This window comes from Mycobacterium sp. MUNTM1 (genome assembly GCF_054660795.1).
Genome location: NZ_BAAGDE010000010.1, coordinates 70828 through 88709, shown reverse-complemented (window position 1 = coordinate 88709; position 17882 = coordinate 70828). Strand labels below are relative to the sequence as shown.

Sequence of the window (17882 nt, the reverse complement as noted above, 5' to 3'; positions counted from 1 at the left end):
TCGGTCAGGCCGACGGGAACTCGTGCGTCCCCGACGCGCCGCTGGTTTCGGGCTCGTTGACACCGAATACGAAGGGTGCGAAGACAATTTCGCGTCCGTCCGGGTCGCGGAACGTGACCGCCCCGGTGGCCTCCCAGTACGGGTGCTGTTCGACGGGTTCGACGCCGGCCTCGCGCAGGCGCGCGAGGGCGGCTTGTTGCGCCTGCTGGTCGGGAAAATACAGGCACAGCTGTTCGTGACGATCGACCGCGACGGCGTCGACGGCCTCCACGATTTCCATGGTGAGGTTCCAGCTGGGCAATCCGAAGATGGCGCCGTTGCTTCCGTAGCTGTCCCCGAACGTCTCGTAGAGCGGCAGCCCCACCAGATCGCGGTAGAACTGCACTGTTTGCGCGAAATGCGTGGAGCGGCGCGCGAAGCGGATGGCGCCGATCGGCGCGAGCCGAAGCGGCCAGTGCGTGGTGTGGTGGTGCTTGCGGGCGCTCATCACAGCCCGATCGCGCCGGCGGCCGAGTCGGCGGTGTCCCAGCGGCGCAAGTGGGTGCCGGGCGCCCACGTCGAGTGGGTACCGCTGGAAATACGTTCGGGCAGTTGCAGTTTGCACACCGGGCCGTCGCCGACCCGGGCGGCGTCGAACACCAGGCAGTAGGAGGCGTCGGTGTTCATGTCGGTGGTGAGGGTGACCAGGTAGCCGCCGTCCTCACCGGTGGCGCCCACCCGCGGGGCCATCGCGGTCTCGCTGCCGTAGACGCCCTCGCCGAACGAGAACTTTTCCTCGATTCCGGTGCGCAGGTCGTGTTTGACCAGGCCGTCGAACAGAAACCAGCCGGGCCTGCCGGTGGCGGCATAGGTGTAGCGGTAGGCGCCGCCGGCGTGCTCGGGGTTGATGGTGCCGAACTCGGTGATGGTTTCCGAGAGCCGCTCCTCTCGCACCGCGCCGGTGACCAGGTTGAAGCGCCACCGGTGCAGCCGGGCCTGCAGGCGATCCAGGGCGAGGAAGCGAAACAGCTTCTCCCACTTGGTGCCACCGGTATCGAGCGGGGACGGATCGCCCTCGAAGAAGCCGTCGAGCACGATCTCGTCGCCGTCCTCGTAGGCGTTGGTGAAGTGCAGCACGAACGTGGGATCGGCCTCGAACCAGCGAATGTCGCCGGTGGCGCCGCGGCGGGGGATCACCGCGAAGCGCGACGGGAGGTCGGGATAGAAGCGTGGCAGGTGCACATCGTGCTCGAGCAGTTGCGGATCCCAGAACAGCGGGAAATCGTTGAGGATGGCGTAGTTTTCGGTGAACGCCATGTCGTGCGGGAGGCGCGGCCCGGGCAGCGGGACGTCGACATAGTGCGCCAGCTCGTTGCGCTCGTCGACCACGCCGTAGTGCATATACGGCTCTTGCTTGCTGTAGTTGAAGAACAGCAGTTCGCCGGTTCTGTTGTCCACCTTGGGATGTGCCGACACACCCCATTCGCTCGGGAAGCCGCCGTTCCAGGACTCCTTGCCCAGCGTGCCGGCCGAGTACGGGTCGATCCGGTACAGGTCGCCGCACTGGTAGAAGCTGGTCAGTGCGATGCCGCGGTGCACGATGACGTCCGTGCTCGACGCGTCCTTCATCTTCGTGCGTGCGCCCCAGCCCTGCTCGCGCCGGGCCAGTTGCACGGGCTCGGCCAGGCCCGGCCACAGCGGCCCGCCCGCCTCGTTCTCGGCCAGGAAGCCGTCGGTGCGGATGAATCGGTTGCGGTAGAAGGCCTTTCCGTCGCGGAAGCCGACCACGTGCACCATGCCGTCACCGTCGAACGGGTGGTAGGTCTTCAACGCCGGGTGCAGCGGGTTCTCGGTGTTGCGCAGGTATACGCCGTCCAGGTCGCGGGGAATCTCACCCTGGACGGCGATCAGGTCGTCGGCGTCCCACTCGGTGGTCTGGGGACGCCACGGTCCGGTGCGATACGGGTGGTCGTCGTCTTCGGGCAGGGTGGACAGGAACTTGCCGACGATCTCAACATCCATGATCACACGCCTTCGGTGCCGCTGACGACGAAACTCACTGTGGTGGCGGTGCTTCCGCCGAAATTCAGGGTGCCGAACCTCCGGGCTCCCTCGACCTGATATTCGCCCGCGGCGTCGCTGACCTGCTTGGCCGCATCGAGCAGCATCCGCACGCCGGAGGCCCCGACGGGATGTCCGCCACCGATCAGTCCGCCGCCGGGGTTGATCGGCATCCGGCCGCCGATCTCGATCTCACCGTTCTCGATCGCCTTCCACGACTCGCCCGGGCAGGTCAGCCCGATGTGGTCGATCGCCAGATACTCGCTCGGGGTGAAGCAGTCATGGACTTCGAATCCGTCGACGTCGTCGAGGCGGCGCTGCGCGCGGCGCAGCGCGTCGAGCACCGCGGCCCGCACATGGGGCAGGACGTACGGGTCGCCATCGGCGCGGTCCAGTTTCTGTTGCAGCCCCAGCCCGACGGTGCGATGCCCCCAGCCGTCGATGCGGCCGATCGGGCGCGCACCGGGGTGCTCGCGCAGATAGGCGTCGTTGACGAGCGCCAATCCCGCACCGCCGTCGGTCATTTGGCTGCAGTCGAATCGGCGTAACCGTCCCTCGGTGATCGGGTTGGTGGCGTCGTCGTCGGTGATCGGCTCGGGGACCGTCCAGTCGCGGGTCTGCGCGTTGGGGTTGCGCCGCGCGCTGGCGAAGTTCAGCTGGGCGATGGCGCGCAGGTGCGCGTCGTCCAGCCCGTACCGACGGTCGTACTCGTCGGCCACTTGGGCGAACATGGACGGCCACAGGTAGCGGGCGTCTGCCCCTTCGTGACCGGTCCACGCGGCGGCGCCCAGATGCTGCGCGGCGGTGTCGCCGGGGACGGTCTTCTCCAGCTCGACGCCCACCACCAGCGCACTGTCGTAGGCGCCCGAGCGTAGATCCGCCATCGCCGACAGCGCCGCGACGCTGCCGGAGGCGCACGCCGCTTCGTGCCGCGAGGCCGGCGTATCCCAGAGGCCGTCACACACCGTGGCCGGCATCGCCCCGAGGTGGCCCTGCCGCGCGAACATCTCGCCGAAGGCGTTGGCGACATGCACCACCCCGATGTCTCCCGCATCGACCCTGGCGGCGGTCAGTGTGGCGTCGACGACCTCGGCCGTCAGCGCGGCGAAGTCGCGGCCTTCTCTGGAGAGGTTGCGAGCGAAATCGCTTTGATAACCGCCGAGAATCCATACGCCGGGCGACCGGTCCATACGCCGACGGTACTCCCGCACCGCGGGGTTGTTGAGGCCTTCGGCGACCCGAGCCCAACCCGTCTAGGTCGGTGAAGGGACCCCGAAAAAGGGCGGCCCCGTCGGCTCTCGGGCTGAACCGACGGGACCTAGACGGGTGCGAAGGCCGGCCGACGCACTCGCCTCTGTTGGATCATTGCCACCGATGACGGTCGACAAACATGCTGACCCAATCTGTTTGAGTGTGACACGCCTTTCGCGTTGCGCCGGCCGAATGGCGAATCTCGTTTTGCGTGTGTGCAACAGCGTGCCCCACGGTTCCGCGCGCGAAAGGCTGAGCTGCGGCAATGTGGTGCGCCCGTACCGAACCGGATCGGCGGCTCGCGCAGGTATTCGGCGAGCGCTGCGCCGCCCGCCCAGCAAAGTCGTCGTCGCTTCCCCTCGCACCCGGCGGCCCGCGCCCCGCGGCCGCGCGACCGGGTGAAGGGGTGCCCGACTCGTAGCGACAGGTCGGTTTCGGGAGAACGGCCGTCCCGGCGCCGGTCGAGCCGGTCCGGGTCCATCCTGGCACCGCCCCGCCAGCCGAACAGTCCAGTGTGGCCGCGGCCGCGGCAAAGTCGATCACGCCTTCCAACTGGTCATATGGACGGTGAGCTAATCGTCGCGAAGGTGCGTCGCGGGCGGGGATCGCTGCGTTGCGACACGGTCACGGATGCATACCTATCAGCTCATCACTGGTCACATTTGCCCCGCAGATCACTATCGTCACATGGGCCAGCTGAAGGACGTCATCGCGGTGTCCTACCCCTCGAAAGGTGCTACATGTCGGCGTTTCTGCGAAGTGTGTCGCTATCGATGGCGTCGGCGGCCGCTATCGGATTCGTCCTCGTGGTGGGGCCCGCGCCAATCGCAAACGCCACACCGTGCGGGGCACCCGAGGCCAACGTGGATCCGCCCGCCGCGCCGCCGGCCATGCCCGCACCCCAGCCGGTCGTCCAGCCGCCAGTCGGGCGCAGGCCCACGCACACGAATGACCAGGCCCCGCTACCGCGGCTGGGTCCGCTGATCTCGTCCTTGCTCAAGCCGGCCGCGCCGGGCCGGCAGTACTCCGCACCGGTGCACCCGCGAGCCGAGGGGCCCGACCCGTCCGCGCCGATGTACCCGCAAGCCGAGGTGTTGCCGCCCGGACCCAATCCTCCGGCACCCGGCGTCCCGCCGAACGCCAACCAGCTGCGCCCGAACGCCGCGCCCGTGCCGCGGCCGCAGCCACAGCCGCAGCCCGAGCCGGGACCGCCGCCCCCGTCGATCGCCGGGGCTCCGACGTCGCTCGTCGACTGGGTGACCGGACCGAACGGCCCCAACAAGACCCTGCAGCGTTTCAGCATCTCCGGCACCGACCTCGGGATCGCCTGGGACAACGGCGATCCCGGCAACCGCCAGGTACTGATGGCCTTCGGGGACACCTTCGGCTACTGCAAGGTGCACGGCCAGCAGTGGCGCTACAACACCCTGTTCCGCAGCAACGACCACGACCTGTCGAAGGGCATTCACATCGCCGACGGTGTGCCGAACGACCGATACTCCGGCTCGCCGGTGTGGGCGCCGGGACTTTCCAAGCAGGTCGTCAACACCATCCACAAGGCGGCGCACGAGACGGGCATCATCCCGACCGCGGCGATGTCGATGGGCAGAACCCAGTACATGAGCTACATGTCCATCCGGCAGTGGGGCCGTGACGGCGAATGGTCGACGAACTACTCGGCGATCGCCCGGTCCAACGACAACGGCCAGAACTGGGGGATCTTCCCGACCACCATCCGCACGGCCTCGCCGGATGCCATTCCGGGAGCGGGGTTTACGCCGGGAAATGAAAACTTCCAGATGGGCGCGTTCCTGAAGGGTAACGACGGTTACCTCTACCAGTTCGGCACCCCGTCGGGGCGTGGCGGCGCGGCGTTCCTCTCGCGCGTCCCACCGAATCAGCTGCCCGACCTGACCAAGTACCAGTACTGGAACGGCGACAACGGCGGTCACTGGGTGGCGAACAATCCCGGCGCGGCGACGCCGATCTTCCCGGGGCCGGTCGGCGAAATGTCGGCCCAGTACAACAGTTATCTCAAGCAGTACCTGGTGCTCTACACCGACGGCGGCAGCAACGACGTCGTGGCACGGACCGCGCCGACGCCGCAAGGGCCCTGGAGTCCCGAGCAGCCGCTGGTGTCGTCGTTCCAGATGCCCGGCGGTATCTATGCGCCGATGATCCATCCCTGGTCGTCCGGACGAGACCTGTACTTCAACCTGTCGCTGTGGTCGGCATACGACGTGATGCTGATGCACACCGTGCTGCCGTAAAGCCGTTGCCGTCGAACAACGATGGCCGAGTGAGAGGAGGGCGACGATGATCGCCTTGGAGTATCACGACAACTGTTGCGGCCTCGCCGATCCGCTCACTCCTCTCGCCGCGGCGGCGTTGCCCGACGATGTGCCCGAGTCGTCGGCGGGTGAGCTGTCCCGATCGGAGGGCGTCGGCGCCGCGGACGCCCACACGGTGTTCGACGGACACCGGCCGGATTTCTGGACGGTGGGAAGGCCGGGGCTCCGAGACATCGAGGTGTGCATCGAAGGGACCCGCGCCGACGGCGCGATCAGCCTGGGCCTGGTGGTCAACGGCCTGGACTGCAGTGGTGTTCCGATCGACCAGGCGCTTTCGCTCGCAGACGCCCGGGGGGATGCGGGCGTCTGCGGCGTCAGCTGCCGGGGAGGCGGCCACCTCAAAGCCAGTTAGCCAGCGGCTGAGGGCTTTTCGCGGCGCCACCGTCGCCGATACGCGTCAGGGGGTATCGGCTACGGCGGCGGCGGAAACCACCGCTTGCCGTCCGTGGTCCATCCGCAGGGCAGGTAGTTCCAGTGTGCCGGCGGGTTGGGATCGAAACTGAGGCACTTCGGTGCGTAGAACGACGGGGCGGGGGGAGGAGGCGGCGCCGGTTGGTTCTCGGCGCGGGCGACAGCCCCGCTGAGCATCACGGCCCCAACGGCCATCAGTGTCGCGATCAGCTTCCGCATCGCAGGCTCGGCTCGTGCCCTACGAAGCGACGGGCGCTACGTTTCTTCCTTCACACGCACGGTATAGATGCTAGTCCTCTTCCCCGCACTTTGTGGGATATGAATTCGTCCGACGTAGGGCGCCGCGCGGCGGCCCGACGCATCGATGCGTTCGACGGCGCCGCAGAAAAGACATAAGCGTAAGCGCGGTCGATGAACGCAAACTGGACAGGGCGTGACAACGAAAAGTACGATCGTGTTCAGTCATCTACTGGTAGAGCGGGGATTTTGTTGCGGCACATGGCCGTGCAAGCAGGAGCATTGCAATGACGCCTCTCGGCGGGAGCTCACCGTCGGTGTGTGCGGCGAGTACTGCACCACGCCGCCAGGCTCACTCTGCCCTGCCCGTCCGTCACCTCGCGCACGCGCGCCCGTGCCTCGCCACGGTTGTCTGTGAGCAAACACGCCAAGATAGCTGGCACGCAATCGAAGTCATCGCCAGCGTGCACAGTCGCCGGGTTGAGTCCTACCTGCAGCGCCGCCGGCACCGCCCGTGGCGCAACCGGGGATCCTAGCCTTCGACCGCGAGCTGTTTCTGCCGTGATCGGCGTTGCACAGCAACTCCAATGACGTCCGCATGTCGCCCACGGCCTACCGGGCCGTGGCCACGTGTAGGTCGCACCGGTTAATCCATCGAATGCCGTGTGCCACAACATGAATGCCGCCTAGCCAGGCCGGCGCGTGCAGAGCACGCGGGCCGGTCAATCGGCATAGCGGCTCTGGGTTCGTCAGCGCGTCGGGCGGCGTGATTCCCAGAGCTCCGGCTTATCAGATCAAGATGCGCGCGGCGCAGGTGCGATCGGCGCGCGAATAATACGAGGTGTAGCAATGGATTTCGGAGGCTTGCCGCCCGAGGTCAACTCCGGCCGAATGTACGCCGGTCCCGGGGCGGCGCCGATGCTGGCCGCGGCCGCGGCGTGGGACGGATTGGCCGCCCAGTTGCACTCCGCGGCGGCATCGTACGAGTCGTCGATCGCGAACCTGACCGGTAGCTGGCAGGGTCCGTCGTCGAGCCTGATGGCAACCGCGGCGGCGCCGTACACGGCGTGGATGAGCGCGACCGCCGCCCAGGCCGAGCAAACCGCTAATCAGGCGCGAGTCGCGGTCGCCGCCTATGAGGCCGCATTCGCAGCGACGGTGCCGCCGCCGACCGTTGCGGCCAACCGCGCCCGGCTGATGGCCCTGACCGCGACCAACTTTCTGGGGCAGAACACTCCGGCGATCATGGCCACCGAGGCCGAGTACGCCGAGATGTGGGCCCAGGACGCGGCGGCGATGTACGGCTATGCCGGCTCCTCGGCGACTGCCACGCAGATGGCGCCATTCAGCGAGCCGCCGCAGACCGCCAGTTCGGGCGGGACGGCGGTACAGGCCGCGGCCGTCGCGCACGCGACCAGTGGCTCTGTCGCGACGAACACGCAAACCGCGCTGCCGCAGCTGATGTCGGCTGTGCCGCAATCGCTACAAAGCCTGACCACACCTACCGCGGCTGCCGCCGACCCGCCGTCGCTGTTGTCAGCATTCGACTCGGCGCTCACCGGTCCGCTGGGCCCGGTGTCGCTGTTCGGCATCGGCGGTAGCCCATATCTGTTGGGGGTCGAGAACTACCTGGTGCCCCAGAACGTGGCGAATGTGAACAGCGCCCGACAGCGGTTGGACCGCGACCGATCGGCGCTTGGCAGGCTGCGCGGCGGGCTGGATTCGGAGACGCGGGTGGTCAGCTCGCCCGGAGCGGGCGGAACCGGAGTGTCAACGGGAATCGGCCGTGCCGGCGTGGTCGGGCGGTTGTCGGTGCCGCAGGGGTGGGCCGCTGCCGCTCCGGAAGTCCGGCCGGTCGCCGTCGTCTTGCCGCAGCCCGCTGTTGTCGGCACTCCGGTGGCGCTTGCGGCAGAGGGCCAGGGATCGCTGTTCGGCAACATGGCGGCGTCCGGGCTCGCCGGGCGCGCCGTGGCCGCCGCCGGCGGTGGTTCTGCCGGCGGGATGGGCCTCGGGGGCAACGCATTCGGGAGGGCGGCTACCACCGCCACGATCATCGTCATCAATGCCGACGACGCGCAGGAATAGCCGCGGTCGCCAATATCGAGGAGCAGCAATGGATTTTGGAGCATTACCGCCGGAAATCAACTCCGCCCGGATCTACGCCGGGCCCGGCTCCGGGTCGATGTTGGCCGCAGCGTCGGCATGGGATGGATTGGCCGCCCAGTTGCTTTCTGCGACAACAGCGTACGAGTCGGCGATCTCGAATCTATCCAGCGGTTGGCAGGGTCCGTCGGCGGAAGCGATGACGGCCGCGGCGGCGCCATTCGCGGAGTGGATGAGCGCCACCGGCGCGCAGGCCGAGCGGGCAGCCGCCCAGGCCAGAGCGGCGGCGGCGGCCTATGAGACCGCGTTCCTGGAGACCGTGCCCCCAATCGCGATCGCGGAGAACCGTAGTCAGCTCGCATCACTGGTGGCGACCAACGTCCTCGGCCAGAACACCGCCGCCATCGCGGCCACCGAGTCGGAATACGGGCAGATGTGGGCGCAGGACGCCGCCGCCATGTACGGCTACGCGGGTTCGTCGGCAATCGCCGCGCGGATGTCACCGTTCAACCCGGCGCCGCAAACCACCAATCCCGTTGGGGCTGTTGGTCAATCGGGAGCGGTCGCCCAAGCCGCCGGCGCAGCGCCCGGCAACGCGCAATCTGCCTTGGCGCAACTGATGTCGACGACCCCGCGGACCCTCCAAGGCCTCGCTTCGCCCGCCGCGGCCCCGTCGTCGCAGGCGTCGTCACTGGCGACGTGGCTGAATAACCTCAATTCCACGCCGTTGGCGAGGATCGCCGCGAACGTCGAGTTCGTCACCAAGGCCATCCGTCCGGTCAACGACACGTTGCTCAGCCTCAGCCTGGGCATGGTGGCGACGGCGCGCACCTGGAGCGACACGGCAGTCGAACTGGAGGGGCCGCTGTTCGCCAGCCTGGGTTCGAGCACGCAGGCGATGGGGGCAGCGGGCGCGTCTGCCGTATCGGCGAGTGCAGGCAGCGCGGGTCTCGCGGGGGCGTTGTCCGTACCGCCGGGCTGGGCCGCCGCCAGTCCCGGAATCAAGCTTGCCGCCACCGTCCTGGAGTACACCAGCACCGGCGCCGCGCCGACGGTCGCGAGTGGCCTCTCGGGTCAGATGGCATTGGCCGGCTTGGCCGGCAGCGCCCTGGGTGGGGCCGCGCCCCGCGCGTTTACCGGTAGCGCCGTGCGCGGCTTGGGCCGCCGCCCGTCGGACAACGACAGCAAAACTCCGGACAAGCTCAAGACCGTCCTCGCGGAATTGCAGGAGACACCCGAGGCCGTGCAGCACTGGCACACCGACAAAGCGCATCTGGAAAGCTTGTTGGATCAACTGGCCAAGAAGCCGGGCGTGCACGCCGTGCATCTGTCCTCGGCCGACAAATCCAAGGCCACACCGCCCCGGGCCACCTGGGGATGACGATGTCTCGGATGAGGTAAGACAGTGCCTAGGCGGCGCGGTGGCGATGCCACGGCAAGGCCGCATTCGGCTCGCGATTCCCGGTCGGCAGGTGAGATACGGAAGCCAACGTCGCCTCGCCGCTCAGCGCGCGACGCCCGGTGGTGCGGCGGATCCACCACGCGGCCGCCATGGCCGCGGCGGCCACCGCGAGGGCCGACACGATCACGGCGTCTCCCAGGGCGAGCAGCAGGATGGTGCCCGCGATCACCCACAGCGTCTCTGCTATGGGAAAACGGGCGAGCGGGCGTTGGCGAATGATGGTCTGCCGCATGTCAGCCTCGCTAGGTGATGGTCACCGCCTGAACTAGTGACTGCAAAATGCAACACCTGAGCGGCCCGAAGGCTGCCCGCGCCGGGGCCCGAGGTGACCCAACTCACTACCGCTTATGCCGTCGAGGCGGCGGCGCGTTTCTGGTTCGCCAGCGCGGCAAGACCCATGCCGAGGAACACCGCCGCGCCGCCACCGGTCACGATCGCACCGACCGGTCGCAGCGTCTCGCGCCGGAGGCCGCGCAGGGTCGCGACGATGTCGAGGGCGTCGGCGAGCAGCCCAAGTTGCAGTGCGCGGGTGCGCAGCCGCGGTGATGCGGGATCCGCGACGGCCAGGGCCAGGGTCAGTTCGCGAGACCCGAAGAGTTGGGTGAGAAGCGGCTGGTTCGCAGAACCCAGTCCAAACAGGTGAGCAGCTCTGATCGGGACCGCCCAGGAGGCCACGCCGGTGGCGAAGCGCAGTGCGGCGAATGTCGGGATGAGGGCGCTGTTCGGTGTGGTGGTCATGGGACCATCCTCTTCCGGCGAGCCGTCGATGCATACCTCGAAGGACCGACTAGATCCCCGGAGACGGCGAAGTGCCGCCTCGGCAGGATTCTCTGCTTGCCAGTGGTTGTCGTCAGCCGTTGTCGCGCATCGCGTTTCGCTATCGCAGCCACATCAGCGCCGCAGCACGACGAGGGGGCAAACCCGTCGAGTACTCTCCGATTGCGGACTGGGACGCGCGGGATGGCCGCACTCAGCAGATTCCTAACTGATTCTTGGGAGATTCCCGGCTTGCCTCTCAGCAGATGACAAGAGGCGTGGTGGAGGATCGATCCATGGTCGACCCCTCCGCCCTCGTCGCAGCCCGCATCATCGAACACTCTGCCGCGTATCTGAAATGCGGTCACTGCCAACGAGTGGTCACCAACGCTACTGCGGTGATCCGGCGGTTACCCGGGATCGATGTGGTGTTATGCCACGACTGCCAGTTTGAACGGCTGACCGCACCGCTGCTCGTGACGTGCGCGGAAGTCCAGGAGGGCGACGCGAGCGCGGTCGCCCGACTTGCCTGACGTGCCCCCGGCAGGATTCGAACCTGCGACACCGGCTTTAGGAGAGCCGTGCTCTATCCCCTGAGCTACGGGGGCGGACGCGCCTGAGCTTACCGGCACGCCCGCCGGTAAATCGCCACGGCGGTCAGCGCAGTTCGGCGATCACCTTCGAGAAGTTGTCGATGTTGTTGTCCTGCACGGTGAAGGACGACACGCCGTACTTGTCGCGGTAGGCGAGCAGCGTGTCGGCGATCTCGCGCGGCGAACCGCTCAGCACCGAGGGCTGCGACAGGATCTGCTCGTCGGTCAGGTCCGGCGCGTAAGTGCGGGTCAGCTTGAGGTCGGGCTCGGTCTCGCCGACCCGCGGCATCGCCGTGATGGCCAGGTTCAGCTCGAGCGAGTCGAACCGGTCTCCCGCAGCCGTGCGGACGAAGTCCACGCGTTCGGCGAACGGGTCCTCGACGTCGCGCACTTTGGACCCGGTCAGCCCGATGATGTCGGCGTTGCGGGCGGCGATCGTCAGCACCCGGTCGCCATTGCCGGCGATGATGAGCGGCGTCGACGGGTGGTGCTCTTTCAGGTACTTCGTCATGTGTTCGAGGTAGTCGACCCGGGCGCCGGCGCTGGGATACGGGATCTCCGCGGCCTCGAACTCTTCCCGGACGTAGCCGGTGCCCAGCCCGATCTCCAGGCGGCCGTCGCTGAGCAGATCCAGGCCCTGCATGTCCCGGCTGAGCAGGGCCGGCTTGTAGAACGCGGAGTTGAGCACGTACATGCTCAGCCGCAGCGTCGTGGTGACCATCGCGACGGCGGTCAGCGTCGGGAACGGGGCCGCGGCACCCAAATGGTCGGGCACACAAAGAATGTCGAAGCCGGCGTCCTCAGCCCGCTTGGCCTTGTCGAGCAGTGCCTCGCGCGACTTGAAGAACCGCATGCTCATTCCAAAGCGAAAATCCTTGGCCACCAACAATCTCCGTTCAACGATCCGACATTGACCAACTACGGGCGGCCCGCGCCAACCCTTGGATCAGGGCGCTGGTGACCGACGACAAACCGTCATCGCCCGGCAGCGGGCTGCGCGGGCTGATCCCCCTGACCCGCGCCGAGAGCTCCAGTTGCGTTCCGCCGTCGGACACCCGGTTCACCGGGTTGCGCGGATGCAGGCCCCGCAATTCCGGCGGGATCTCGTCGAGGTCGGTGATCACCTGGTAGCCGGTGAGTTGAACGTGCCGGGTCAGGTGCGCGGCCAGCGCCCGGTTGCGGCCGCCCGCCAGCAGCTGCGTGCTGCGACCGTCGCGCCCGTACCCGTGCAGGGACACCGCGACGTCGACGTGGTCGAGGAACTCGGCGAGCCGCGGCGACTCGGCCGGGTCGAACAGGGCCGACGGAAGGTGATGCGGATAGGCGTCGGGGTGGCGCACCAAGTACACCGAGGCGCCGGCGGCCTCGGCGGCACGCTCGGCGATCACGTCGGTCATCTCTTCCAGCCCACCGCCGTGGATCGCGAGAAAGCCGAAGCGCGAACGCAATTGGCTGCTCTCGGTCACCCCGGTCTCGCTCAGCAACTCCGAAAGTGACTGTGGCCCAGGCTCGGACGCCGACAACGATTTCGGGGTGGGCCAGCCGGCGGGGTCCCAGCGGCGCAGGAAGTCGACCCAGCGCTGCGGCAACCCGTGCTGCGTGGCGCCGTCGATGATCTTGGGCAGGTAGCCCGGCCGGGGCGGGCCCGGCGTCACGCGATGGTCGATGTAGACCCAGGCCGGCTCCGGCCCGTGGTCGGTGTGCACGGTCAACTCGTCGCGCCGGTAGCGCACCGGAACCCCCTCGGCGCTGTCCAGCGTCGCCAGGTCGCCGTCGGAGATCCGCCACACCGCCCCGTACACCTGGTTGCCGGCGAGCGGTTCGACGGTGGCCACGCCGCGCTGGTTGATCAGCCAGTCGTGATCGGGCAGCACGGCAGGCCGCGGATGCGCGGCGTCGGGACAGCGTTGCGCCATCTGCCTGACGCATAGGTTCGACCCGTATGCGAAGTAAAGGTGCCGGAGGGCCGGCATTCAGCCCGTCACCGTCAGCCAGATGAGCACCACGTTAAGCAGACTAATCAATACGCCGACGGCCCAGCCGAGAATCGTCGTGATGCGGTGATTGGCGTCGCCGCCCATCAGCCCGCGATCGCTGGTCAGCTTGATCAAAGGCAGCACGGCAAAAGGTATTCCGAACGACAACACGACCTGCGACAGCACGAGTGCGCGGGTGGGGTCGAATCCCACCGCCAGGATCACCAGGGCGGGCACCAGGGTGATCACCCGCCGCACCACCATGGGAACCGACCGGTGCAGCAATCCCTGCATGATCATGGCGCCGGCGTAGGCGCCCACCGACGACGACGCCAGACCCGACGCGAGCAACCCGACGGCAAACAGCACCGCAATAGTCGCGCCCAGCGTGTTGTGAATCGCGGAATAGGCGCCCTCGATGGAGGCGCTGACGTCGCGATGCTGCAGGTTGACCGCGGCGATCACCAGCATCACGGCGTTCACCGTGCCGGCCACCGTCATCGCCAGCACGACGTCCCAGCGGGTGACGCGCAGCAGCAGGCGCCGGTGTGAGCCCTCATCGGGATGCCCGTGGCGGTCCAGGACGAGGCCCGAATGCATGTAGACCGCGTGCGGCATCACGGTGGCACCGAGAATGGCGGCCGCCAGCAGCACGCTTTCGGTGCCGCGGAACCGGGGGATCAGTCCGCCGAGCATCTCCTCCGGCGGGGCCGTCTTGACGAAGAAGCTCGCCGCGAACCCGATCGCGATGACCAGCAGCAAGCCGGTGATGACCCGCTCGAAGATGATCTGGCCGCGCCGGTCCTGAATCCCCAGCAGCAGCAAGGCAACCAGCCCGGTGATCAGCCCGCCGGCCAGCAGCGGCAGGTTGAACAGAATGTGCAACGCGATGGCCCCGCCGACGACCTCGGCCGCGTCGGTCGCGACGGCCACGAGTTCGGCCTGGGCCCAGTAGACCAGCCGCGCGGCGCGGCCCATCCGCTTGCCGATCGTGGCGGGCAGGGAGCGCCCGGTGACCAGCCCCAGCTTCGCCGACAGGTACTGCACCAGGCCCGCCAGCACGTTGGCCACGACGATGACCCACAGCAGCAGATAGCCGTACTGCGAGCCGGCGCTGACGTTGGCGGCGACGTTTCCCGGGTCGACGTAGGCGATCGCGGCGACGAACGCGGGCCCGAGCAGATACCAGTTGCCCTTGAGCGAGCCCTGGGTGCGCTGCCCCAACGTGTCGACCTCGATTCACTTCACCGAATAAGAAAGTGAGGGTAGTCGAACATCTCGGCGCGGCCCGCAGCGGCACGGCGTTTCCCGCCCTCGGGCCTCACCGCGGGAGGTAGAGCCCCTTGCCGGTGACCAGCGGCAGGTCCAGGGTCGTCACGATGCCGGGCTGGGCCTCCACCACCGCGGGGATCGCGTTGACGACGCGCATCGCGGTGGCCACCAGGCCGGCGTGGTTGTGGTCGCCCTTGCGGCTGCTCAGGCGGACATCCATGGCATACGACGGTTCGCCGGTGATCTCGATGCGGTAGGAGCCGCCCTCCTGGGCGGGCTGCGGCCATTCCGGGCACAGATCCCCGCGCAGCCGGGTGACGTGTTCGAGGACGACGACGGGGTCGCCGTCGACCATGCCGAACACCTCGAAGCGCAGCGCCGCGGCGGTGCCCTTGGCGATATGACCCGAGGCGATCTCGAAGTCCTCGGGGGCGGGAACGCGGACGTAGTCCTGGGTGACCTCATCGAGCGAAATGCCCAATCCCGCTGCCATTTGCCGGATCACCGAGCCCCACGCCAGGCTGAGTACGCCAGGTTGTAGCAGCATGGGCAGCTCGTCCAGCGGCTTGCCGAAGCCCATCACGTCGAACATGACCGCGGCGCTGTCGTACGTGGCGTAGTCGACGATCTCCATGCACCGAATCTGCTGGATGCTCTGGCAGGTACCCGCCAGCGCCAGTGGCAGCAGATCGTTGGCGAAGCCGGGATCGATACCGTTGACGTAGAGGCTCGAATTCCCTTCTTGCGCGGCGTCTTCCAGCGGCTTGATGAGCTCCTCGGGGATGACCTGCCACGGGTACTGCAAAAAGACCGGGCCGCTGCCGACAATGTTGATTCCCGCCGCCAGGACGCGCCGGTAGTCTTCGAGCGCCTCGGGCAACCGGTTGTCGGCGAGCGCGTTGTACACGGCGCATTGAGGACCGGTAGCCAGCACCGCATCCAGGTCGGTACTGGCGAGCACACCGGTCGACTCGCTGAGCCCCGCAAGCTCCGCCGCGTCCTTGCCCGCCTTGGCGTCCGAGGACACCCAGACGCCCCTCAGGTCGAACTCCGGATTGGTGATGAGCGCGCGCAGGGCGTGAATACCGACGTTGCCGGTGCCCAATTGGACGACGGGAATGGGCATGACGTGCTCCTTAGCGGTCGGGGGTCACAGGTCCGGGACGGGGATGTCGAGGTTGGGGAAGGTCAGGCCGCCGTCGACCTCGAGCGTCTTGCCGGTCAGGAAGTTTCCGGCCGGTGACGCCAAATACACTGCGGCAGCTGCGATGTCGACGGGGTCGCCGAGGCGGCGCATGGGCGTCACCTTCTCCATCGGCTCGCGCAATTCGTCGTTGGAGGCCACCACGTCAAGCGCCGAGGTCAGGATCGAGCCGGGAGCGATGGCATTGACCCGGATGCGCGGGCACAGGTCCAGTGCGGACGACCGGGTGTAGTGCGCCAGCGCGGCCTTCGCCGTGGCGTACGCCGCGAAACCACGCCCGGCCAGCCGGCCCATGGTCGAGGTGATGTTGATGATGCTGCCGCCGCCGGAGTGCTCCAGCATCAGCGGGACCGCCGCGATGGTGAGCGCGTGGGCGGTGGCGACGTTGAAGGTGAAGGCGTCCTTGAGGTCCTTCGTCGAGGTGGTCAGCAGCGTGTTGGGCATGGTGCCACCGACGTTGTTGACGACGATGTCTAGTTTCCCGAACGCCTCGACGGCCTTGCCTGCCAGCTCTGCGGTGGACTCGGGATGGGCCAGGTCGGCCGCCACGACGTGGGCCCGCCGCCCCACGGCGCGGACCTGTTCTGCGACGGCTTCTAGTTGCGACTCCGTGCGTGAGGAGATGAGGACATCGGCGCCCGCCTCGGCGAAGGCCAGCGCGATGGCCGCCCCGAGACCGCGGCCTGCACCAGTGATGACGGCGACTTTGTCGTCGAGACGGAACCTGTCAAGGATCATGGCGGCCTCTCTTCATTTCGGTGTCAGCCGACACGGTAGCAAGCCGCGCCGTCTCGGATCGGGCATTTCTGTAACAGGTTCTACTTTTGCACACGGGTGTGGCGATGCGGCTCGCAGCGCTCGTTTGCGCCGGGCGACCATTCGCCCGCCGTTAACCTTGGTGCGGTTAGCTGAACGGCGACGATCATGTTTGGTCTTCACCGTGAGGAAGTAACTTGAGGCGCAACCGATTTGGTGCCGCATTGAGCGTCCTGACGGCCGGTGCGCTGGCGTTGTCGGGGTGCGGTGGCCACGAAGCATGGGGGAGCGGGGCAGCCCCGCCGGGCCACGTCGATTGCGGTGGAAAGCAGGCGCTGAAGGCCAGCGGATCGACCGCCCAGGCCAACGCGATGACCCGCTTCGTCGGCTCGTTCGAGCGGGCCTGCCCCGGCCAGACGCTGAACTACACCCCCAACGGCTCGGGGGCGGGCATCGGTGAATTCACGGGCAATCAAACCGATTTCGCAGGTTCGGACTCACCGCTGGCCCCCATCGAATACTTCGCGGCCCAGGCGCGATGCGGTTCGCCGGCGTTGAACCTGCCGGTGGTGTTCGGCCCGATCGCCATCACCTACCACGTCACGGGCGTCAGCTCGCTGGTCCTGGACGGCCCCACCACCGCCAAAATCTTCAAGGGCGCGATCACCGCCTGGAACGACCCCGCGATCGGGGCGCTGAATCCCGGCACCGCGCTGCCCGCCGAGCCCATCCACGTGATGTTCCGCAGTGATCAGTCCGGCACCACGGACAATTTCCAGAAATACCTGGACTCGGCGTCCGACGGCGTGTGGGACAGGGGCATCGGCAAGGCCTTCAACGGCGGGGTCGGTGAGGGCGCCGAAGGCAACGGCGGCACGTCGGCGGCGGTGAAGGCGACCGAAGGATCGATCAGCTACAACGAATGGTCGTTCGCGTCGGCGCAGAACCTGACCATCGCCAGGGTCGTCACCTCGGCCGGCCCCGACCCGGTGTCGATCGGTGCGGAGTCGGTCGGCCAGACGATCTCCGGCGCCACCCTGACCGGGCGGGGCAACGACTTGGTCGTCGACACCTACTCGTTCTACAAGCCGACCCGGCCCGGCTCCTATCCCATCGTGTTGGCCACTTACGAGATCGTGTGCTCGAAATATCCCGACCCGCAGGTCGGTGCGGCGGTAAAGGCGTTCCTGCAGAGCACCATTGGCGATGGACAAAACGGATTGGCGGCCAACGGGTATATCCCGGTGCCCGCGTCCTTCAAGTCACAGCTGGCGGAGTCCATCAACGCCATCTCGTGAGGCGAGACGGCGCCCGCGGCGCACCGTGAACCCCCATTGGCGTTCTTTGCTGTCGGGGCGTGCCGATGCGCTGTCGGGTCCGGCTGCCGCGCACGTCGCCGCCCGGTGCCATCGCGTTCAGCGGCGAGCGCCGAACAATTTGCTCAACGTTCACCTTGTTACTGTTAGCTTC

Annotated in this window: 17 protein-coding genes and 1 tRNA gene; 6 read left to right on the top strand and 12 right to left on the bottom strand. The window is 67.7% G+C overall.

Annotation, left to right across the window (positions count from 1 at the left end; translation table 11 throughout):
- Window positions 1–4: 4 nt before the first annotated feature.
- The 3 genes from ACYQ8K_RS08205 to ACYQ8K_RS08195 are packed head-to-tail and all read right to left on the bottom strand — an operon-like array spanning window position 5 to window position 3230.
- Window positions 5–487, bottom strand: a complete 483-nt coding sequence (locus ACYQ8K_RS08205; protein ID WP_459967980.1) for a VOC family protein — start codon at window positions 485–487, stop codon at window positions 5–7.
- Window positions 487–2001, bottom strand: a complete 1515-nt coding sequence (locus tag ACYQ8K_RS08200; RefSeq protein WP_459967979.1) for a carotenoid oxygenase family protein — start codon at window positions 1999–2001, stop codon at window positions 487–489. The genes ACYQ8K_RS08205 and ACYQ8K_RS08200 overlap by 1 nt, the downstream gene beginning before the upstream one ends.
- Before the next feature lie 2 nt (window positions 2002–2003).
- Window positions 2004–3230, bottom strand: coding sequence for an acetyl-CoA acetyltransferase (locus ACYQ8K_RS08195; RefSeq protein ID WP_459967978.1), 1227 nt, complete (start codon window positions 3228–3230; stop codon window positions 2004–2006).
- Window positions 3231–4031: 801 nt separating this feature from the next.
- Here ACYQ8K_RS08195 and ACYQ8K_RS08190 point away from each other — a divergent pair.
- Window positions 4032–5561, top strand: coding sequence for a DUF4185 domain-containing protein (locus ACYQ8K_RS08190; protein WP_459967977.1), 1530 nt, complete (start codon window positions 4032–4034; stop codon window positions 5559–5561).
- Window positions 5562–5607: 46 nt separating this feature from the next.
- Window positions 5608–5994, top strand: coding sequence for a hypothetical protein (locus ACYQ8K_RS08185; protein ID WP_459967976.1), 387 nt, complete (start codon window positions 5608–5610; stop codon window positions 5992–5994).
- Window positions 5995–6053: 59 nt separating this feature from the next.
- Here ACYQ8K_RS08185 and ACYQ8K_RS08180 read toward each other — a convergent pair whose 3' ends face one another.
- Complete coding sequence (locus tag ACYQ8K_RS08180) at window positions 6054–6272, bottom strand: hypothetical protein (RefSeq protein WP_459967975.1); 219 nt, start codon at window positions 6270–6272, stop codon at window positions 6054–6056.
- An 867-nt stretch (window positions 6273–7139) separates the two neighbouring features.
- Here ACYQ8K_RS08180 and ACYQ8K_RS08175 point away from each other — a divergent pair.
- On the top strand, window positions 7140–8375 hold the full coding sequence (locus tag ACYQ8K_RS08175; protein WP_459967974.1) for a PPE family protein: 1236 nt from the start codon (window positions 7140–7142) through the stop codon (window positions 8373–8375).
- A 28-nt stretch (window positions 8376–8403) separates the two neighbouring features.
- Window positions 8404–9774 (top strand): PPE family protein, encoded by a 1371-nt coding sequence (locus ACYQ8K_RS08170; protein WP_459967973.1) that lies wholly within the window; start codon window positions 8404–8406, stop codon window positions 9772–9774.
- A gap of 28 nt (window positions 9775–9802) precedes the next feature.
- Here the strand turns inward: ACYQ8K_RS08170 and ACYQ8K_RS08165 are convergent, their stop codons facing one another.
- Both ACYQ8K_RS08165 and ACYQ8K_RS08160 read right to left on the bottom strand, forming a co-directional pair.
- On the bottom strand, window positions 9803–10087 hold the full coding sequence (locus tag ACYQ8K_RS08165) for a hypothetical protein (protein ID WP_459967972.1): 285 nt from the start codon (window positions 10085–10087) through the stop codon (window positions 9803–9805).
- Between the two features lie 113 nt (window positions 10088–10200).
- Complete coding sequence (locus ACYQ8K_RS08160; RefSeq protein WP_459967971.1) at window positions 10201–10593, bottom strand: hypothetical protein; 393 nt, start codon at window positions 10591–10593, stop codon at window positions 10201–10203.
- Window positions 10594–10907: 314 nt separating this feature from the next.
- Here ACYQ8K_RS08160 and ACYQ8K_RS08155 point away from each other — a divergent pair, with 314 nt between their 5' ends.
- Entirely contained in the window at window positions 10908–11144 is a 237-nt protein-coding gene (locus ACYQ8K_RS08155) for a hypothetical protein (RefSeq protein WP_459967970.1), read from the top strand.
- Window positions 11145–11146: 2 nt separating this feature from the next.
- On the opposite strand, the gene ACYQ8K_RS08150 is transcribed toward ACYQ8K_RS08155, so the two are convergent.
- From ACYQ8K_RS08150 to ACYQ8K_RS08125, 6 genes are all read right to left on the bottom strand, one after another.
- Window positions 11147–11219, bottom strand: a tRNA-Arg gene (locus ACYQ8K_RS08150).
- Between the two features lie 49 nt (window positions 11220–11268).
- Window positions 11269–12093 carry an LLM class F420-dependent oxidoreductase gene (locus ACYQ8K_RS08145; protein ID WP_459967969.1) on the bottom strand — a complete coding sequence of 275 codons (825 nt, stop codon included), beginning with the start codon at window positions 12091–12093 and terminating at the stop codon, window positions 11269–11271.
- A 7-nt stretch (window positions 12094–12100) separates the two neighbouring features.
- Entirely contained in the window at window positions 12101–13177 is a 1077-nt protein-coding gene (locus tag ACYQ8K_RS08140) for a poly-gamma-glutamate hydrolase family protein (RefSeq protein WP_459967968.1), read from the bottom strand.
- On the bottom strand, window positions 13178–14419 hold the full coding sequence (locus ACYQ8K_RS08135; RefSeq protein WP_459968020.1) for an Nramp family divalent metal transporter: 1242 nt from the start codon (window positions 14417–14419) through the stop codon (window positions 13178–13180).
- A gap of 82 nt (window positions 14420–14501) precedes the next feature.
- Window positions 14502–15578 carry an NAD(P)H-dependent amine dehydrogenase family protein gene (locus ACYQ8K_RS08130; RefSeq protein WP_459967967.1) on the bottom strand — a complete coding sequence of 359 codons (1077 nt, stop codon included), beginning with the start codon at window positions 15576–15578 and terminating at the stop codon, window positions 14502–14504.
- Window positions 15579–15602: 24 nt separating this feature from the next.
- Window positions 15603–16394, bottom strand: coding sequence for an SDR family oxidoreductase (locus ACYQ8K_RS08125; protein WP_459967966.1), 792 nt, complete (start codon window positions 16392–16394; stop codon window positions 15603–15605).
- A 215-nt stretch (window positions 16395–16609) separates the two neighbouring features.
- On the opposite strand from ACYQ8K_RS08125, the gene pstS reads away from it, so the two are divergent.
- The gene (gene pstS, locus ACYQ8K_RS08120) at window positions 16610–17710 is read left to right on the top strand and encodes a phosphate ABC transporter substrate-binding protein PstS (RefSeq protein ID WP_459967965.1); all 1101 of its coding nucleotides are present in this window, start codon (window positions 16610–16612) and stop codon (window positions 17708–17710) included.
- The last annotated feature ends 172 nt before the right edge of the window (window positions 17711–17882 follow it).

Excerpts from the sequence above, each read along its gene's own strand:
- ACYQ8K_RS08185 (WP_459967976.1), top strand. The coding sequence starts at position 5,608 with ATGATCGCCTTGGAGTATCACGACAACTGTTGCGGCCTCGCCGATCCG.
- ACYQ8K_RS08170 (WP_459967973.1), top strand. The coding sequence starts at position 8,404 with ATGGATTTTGGAGCATTACCGCCGGAAATCAACTCCGCCCGGATCTAC.
- ACYQ8K_RS08125 (WP_459967966.1), bottom strand. The coding sequence starts at position 16,394 with ATGATCCTTGACAGGTTCCGTCTCGACGACAAAGTCGCCGTCATCACT.
- ACYQ8K_RS08155 (WP_459967970.1), top strand. The coding sequence starts at position 10,908 with ATGGTCGACCCCTCCGCCCTCGTCGCAGCCCGCATCATCGAACACTCT.
- ACYQ8K_RS08140 (WP_459967968.1), bottom strand. The coding sequence starts at position 13,177 with ATGCCGGCCCTCCGGCACCTTTACTTCGCATACGGGTCGAACCTATGC.
- ACYQ8K_RS08165 (WP_459967972.1), bottom strand. The coding sequence starts at position 10,087 with ATGCGGCAGACCATCATTCGCCAACGCCCGCTCGCCCGTTTTCCCATA.
- ACYQ8K_RS08130 (WP_459967967.1), bottom strand. The coding sequence starts at position 15,578 with ATGCCCATTCCCGTCGTCCAATTGGGCACCGGCAACGTCGGTATTCAC.
- ACYQ8K_RS08160 (WP_459967971.1), bottom strand. The coding sequence starts at position 10,593 with ATGACCACCACACCGAACAGCGCCCTCATCCCGACATTCGCCGCACTG.
- ACYQ8K_RS08180 (WP_459967975.1), bottom strand. The coding sequence starts at position 6,272 with ATGCGGAAGCTGATCGCGACACTGATGGCCGTTGGGGCCGTGATGCTC.
- ACYQ8K_RS08190 (WP_459967977.1), top strand. The coding sequence starts at position 4,032 with ATGTCGGCGTTTCTGCGAAGTGTGTCGCTATCGATGGCGTCGGCGGCC.
- ACYQ8K_RS08195 (WP_459967978.1), bottom strand. The coding sequence starts at position 3,230 with ATGGACCGGTCGCCCGGCGTATGGATTCTCGGCGGTTATCAAAGCGAT.
- ACYQ8K_RS08200 (WP_459967979.1), bottom strand. The coding sequence starts at position 2,001 with ATGGATGTTGAGATCGTCGGCAAGTTCCTGTCCACCCTGCCCGAAGAC.
- ACYQ8K_RS08175 (WP_459967974.1), top strand. The coding sequence starts at position 7,140 with ATGGATTTCGGAGGCTTGCCGCCCGAGGTCAACTCCGGCCGAATGTAC.
- ACYQ8K_RS08205 (WP_459967980.1), bottom strand. The coding sequence starts at position 487 with ATGAGCGCCCGCAAGCACCACCACACCACGCACTGGCCGCTTCGGCTC.